This is a genomic window from Staphylococcus sp. GW823-FHT05F06 (assembly GCF_058795495.1).
Genome location: NZ_JBXAHW010000002.1, coordinates 252424 through 257389 on the forward strand (window position 1 = coordinate 252424; position 4966 = coordinate 257389).

The following is a 4966-nucleotide window of genomic DNA, read 5'->3' on the forward strand; positions in this document are numbered from 1 at the left end:
CATCATGGCTGCCTTATTTTTTTGAATTTATTGCTAATTATCATAAAATAAATTGTACAATATTACTTAAATTCAAACAGGGGATTATCTTTCATTCAATTATAAAAACAAGATAGAATTCATTTATTATACTTCTAATATCTTTGATGAAAGTCACAATAATCATTTAGCTACAGATACTTTTCATTTAAATTTAATTTACCTTTCAAATAATTTTGAATTCTGATTTTGTTACTTTAATCGAGTAAAAATACTGTGATTTATCACTGAACTAAAGGGGTAATACTTATGGCAATAAATGAACAATTAGATACTTTATATAAATTAAAAAAAGAATTGGAAAAATCTAATAACAGACCTTTAATTAATACCATTAATCAAGTAATAAAAAAAGTTTATTTAAATCAATACACCGCAACATTTGTAGGACATTTCTCAGCTGGAAAATCAACGTTAATTAATTTGTTATTAGAACAAGATATACTACCAAGTTCTCCAGTACCAACAACGAGCAATACAGCTATCGTTTCAGTAGCCAAGGAAGACGAAATCATTGCCAATCTTACGCAACAACAATATACAAAATTAAAAACGTACAACGATGTTAAACAAATGAATCGACAAAATGTCGATGTAGAATCGATAGAAATTAATTTTCCATCAAACAAATTTAATCTAGGGTTTACATTTCAAGATACACCGGGTGTTGACTCTAACGTTGCAACGCATCAGTCGAGTACAGAGCAATTTATGTATACAAGTAACTTGTTGTTTTATACAGTAGACTATAATCATGTCCAATCAGCGTTGAACTTTAAATTTATGAAACGTATTAATGAAGTTGGTATACCAATTATTTTTGTGATTAATCAGATTGATAAACATAATGAAGAAGAAATTACATTTGAAACTTTTAAATCAAGAGTCGAAAAATCAATCAAAGACTGGGATATCAAACTTCAAGATACTTATTACGTTTCAAAGTTTGATCATCCACAGAATGAAATTGACAAACTTTCAAATTTTCTAGTATTTATGGATCAACATCGTGAATCAACAGAAGACTATGTTAATAGAACAATTCAATTCATTACCGACGCACAATACATATACATCCAAAATGAAATGCAATCTATTCTTGACACCCTTCAAATTAATGAAGAACAATTCGAGGAAGCATATATTCAATTTCAACAAAATCAAGAAGTCAGCGCAGAAGCACAATTGCTCAATGACTCTAATCAATTATTTAATTATTTAAAACAGAAGCGTAAAGATATATTAGATAATGCTTATATCATGACGTACGATATGCGTGAATCTTTACGGAATTATTTAGAAAGCATGGCAACTGATTTTAAAGTGAATGGATTTTTTAATAAAAGGAAGAAAAAAGAAGAAGAACAAATCAAACGACTTAATGAGGCGACCACTCAATTGCAAGAGAAAGTTAATCAACAAGTACGACAACCACTTCGTGAAGATATGTCATTTTTAACTAGATTCATAAATAAACATGCTGTGAATGAAAAAATACTAAATCAAGAATATGACGTCGTTCCGTCACTTATATCAGAGCTATATCAAACTCAAACGAGCATTAGCAACACATACGTTTTAACATTTTCAGATGAAGTTATAAAAGCTTTGAATAAAAAAATAGAAAATGAGTCAACACCACTATTTGAAGAAGCTGTCAATCATGTACAAGTTAATGAATTATCGAGTGATGAAAATGAAGATAGGTATGAATATGATAGATACATTGAACTTAACACATTAAAGGATTCGCTTACATCCCACAACTACAAACATTACTATATCCATTTAGACGATTCTTTAGATAAATTAATTGGAAGAACAGAGACTCATTTTGAACTTAAACAAGAAAATTCAACTGCTTATCATCGTAAACATGAGACACAACATCGTAACGAGTTTGTTACATCTAATCAAGATATTAAGCGTGCATTAGATATCGTTAAAGATGTACCATTATTTGATCGCACTAAACAAGATATCACCGATACCATTCTGAGACTCGATAATCAAATAACAAAAGTAGGTGTTTTTGGTACATTTAGCGCAGGTAAAAGCAGCTTAATCAACGCTCTACTAGGTGATAACTATTTAGTTAGTTCTCCTAATCCAACAACAGCGGCAACGACGGAATTATCATATGGTAAAGAGAGTCAAATCACATTAAAATCTAAAGAGCAATTACTAGAGGAAGTTAATCATGTACTAGAATTTTATGAAATATCGTTTAACACCTTAGACAACTTTATTAAGAGCGATTTAGAGAAGTTAAAATCGAAACTAGAAAAGAACCAACTTGCATTTATTAGTGCAATTGAGAAACATTATGAAATGTACACGTCAATGCTAGAACATTCACTTATACACACAGTATCGCTTGAAGAAATTAAAAAGTGGAGTGCCGAGGATGAGTATGCCACTTTCGTGAAAACTGTACACCTTAAGCTACCTTTAGATTGGCTTAAGGGTAAAATCATTATTGATTCACTGGGTTTACATTCCAATAATCAAAGACACACGAATGAAACTGAACAAATTCTCACTTCTTCTGACCTTATTTTGTATGTAACTTACTTCAATCATTCATTTACAGATAACGACAAAGCCTTTATCGAACATATGAAAGATATGAATCAATTAAATGAAAATCAAGCTTTTAAAATGATAATTAATGCGGTTGACCTAGCTGAAGATAAACAGGATATACAAGCCGTTGAGGATTATGTTGCAGATGCACTGGGGCAAGTTAACTTACACTCTGATATATATAGTGTTTCAAGTCGTCAAAGTTTAAATGGGAATAACATTGGCATAAATGAATTAAGAGAAAGTATACAATACTTTGCAAAGGTTGAATCTAGAACAATTTTAGAGCAGCAGATGACTTATCAATTGCAACAAATGAATAACTCCTTTAAAAAAATGATTAAAGATTTTCACGATGACAACGCAAAATTATCAGCTAGACAACATAAATTAAATCACTATAAAAACCAAACCCTATTAAATCAAGAGTTGATTGATACAACTGCACAACGTACTTTCAATGAAGTAGAAGAACAAGTATATCATCTAAATGAACGGTTAAAACTACAACTTTTAGATGAGGTTAAATCTGTGTTTAATAGTCAGATGACACAAAATAACGACTTTAATGAGGAAAAGAAAATTTCAACTAAAATATATTTAGATCAAATTCATCAACGCTTATTCTTAGAGCAATCACTTATCACAGAAAGGATTAAAAAATATTTTAATTCACAACTAGAAGAACAAATCCTACCAGTCATGAAAAAGTTAAATCAGATTCATGTTATTATAAATGCAAAATTTAATGTTGAGCCATCACTGGTTGATACGGCGTTACTTCAAATTGAACTTAATTCAATGTTGCAATCACTACCAAAACAGTTAACTAAACGTAAAATAGTTAATCCAAAGTCACAAAAGGATATACAAGTACACATAGCTAATCAAACTCTTGAATTATTACAAGATGATTTGAACTCATTGCGCCGACAATTAAATGATTATATCCATGAGATGACTCAACTTGCCGAACATCAATTTCAAATGTTGGAGACATCCATTCAACAACAAATTGATGAGTTACTTTCATTCACTATCGATGATACATTAATACAACAACTAGAATTGAAAACGACACAATTAGACAATATTTTATAGTAGAAAGAAGGATTAAAAATGCCTCAAAGAGTATTGCTCGTTGATGGAATGGCTTTATTATTTAGACATTTTTATGCAACAAGCTTACACAATCAATTTATGTACAATTCTAAAGGAATTCCTACAAATGGTATTCAAGGTTTTGTAAGACATATTTTTAGCGCTATCAAGGAAATCGAACCTACTCACGTAGCAGTTTGTTGGGATATGGGGCAAGAAACATTCAGAAATGAAATGTATGATGGCTATAAACAAAATCGCCCAGCACCTCCTGATGAACTTATTCCTCAATTCGATTATGTTAAAGAAATATCCCATCAGTTTGGTTTTGTAAATGTTGGTAAGCGTAATTATGAAGCTGATGATATTATTGGCAGTTTAGCGGAAACATATTCACAAGAACATGAAGTTTATATCATTACCGGAGACCGAGACTTACTCCAATGCATTAATCATAATGTAGAAGTTTGGCTTATAAAAAAAGGTTTTACAATCTATCAACGTTACACGCTTGATCGTTTCATTGATGAATACGGGCTTAATCCTCAACAATTAATAGATGTTAAAGCTTTTATGGGTGATACAGCAGATGGCTATTCTGGTGTAAAAGGGATAGGTGAAAAAACAGCAATTAAATTAATTCAAAATCATGGAACTGTCGAAAATGTAGTGAACAATTTATCATCATTAACTCCCGCTCAACAGAAAAAAATAACAAATAATTTAAATCATCTGCATTTATCAAAATCACTCGCAGAAATATATACCAAAGTTCCAATTGAAACAGACAAACTTTTTAAAGAGATGACATATGCTCATACACTAAATGAGATTTTATCCATTTGTAATGAACATGAACTATACGTTTCAAGTAAATATATTGCAACTCACCTCTAACCATAAACCAATGAACATTTCATTTAGATATTGTTCATTGGTTTTTTTAATATCAATTAGCATCTCCACTAAAAATATAAATATTTTATTAAAACTTCGTGAATTAATTTCACAAAGTTATCTTAAAGTGATATTATTGTTTAGAACAAATAAATTGTTGTTCAAAATGCTATTGTGATAAATGAAGAGCAAACCGAAATTAAACGGTCGGAACATCTGCTCTTTTTTATTGAGCAAATGTATGAGTTATTCATTGTCAAAATTATCAACATTAAAAACGTATAATTTTCAAATCACATCAAACAACAAAGAAAAAACATCAAGAATAGGAGTGGCAATAGCT

Annotated in this window: 2 protein-coding genes; both read left to right on the forward strand. The window is 30.1% G+C overall.

Features of this window, described 5'->3' with window-relative positions:
* Nucleotides 1-288: 288 nt before the first annotated feature.
* Nucleotides 289-3726, forward strand: coding sequence for a dynamin family protein (locus AC1Q7N_RS02770; protein WP_001830977.1), 3438 nt, complete (start codon nt 289-291; stop codon nt 3724-3726).
* Nucleotides 3727-3744: 18 nt separating this feature from the next.
* Nucleotides 3745-4623 (forward strand): 5'-3' exonuclease, encoded by an 879-nt coding sequence (locus tag AC1Q7N_RS02775; RefSeq protein WP_001830929.1) that lies wholly within the window; start codon nt 3745-3747, stop codon nt 4621-4623.
* The last annotated feature ends 343 nt before the right edge of the window (nt 4624-4966 follow it).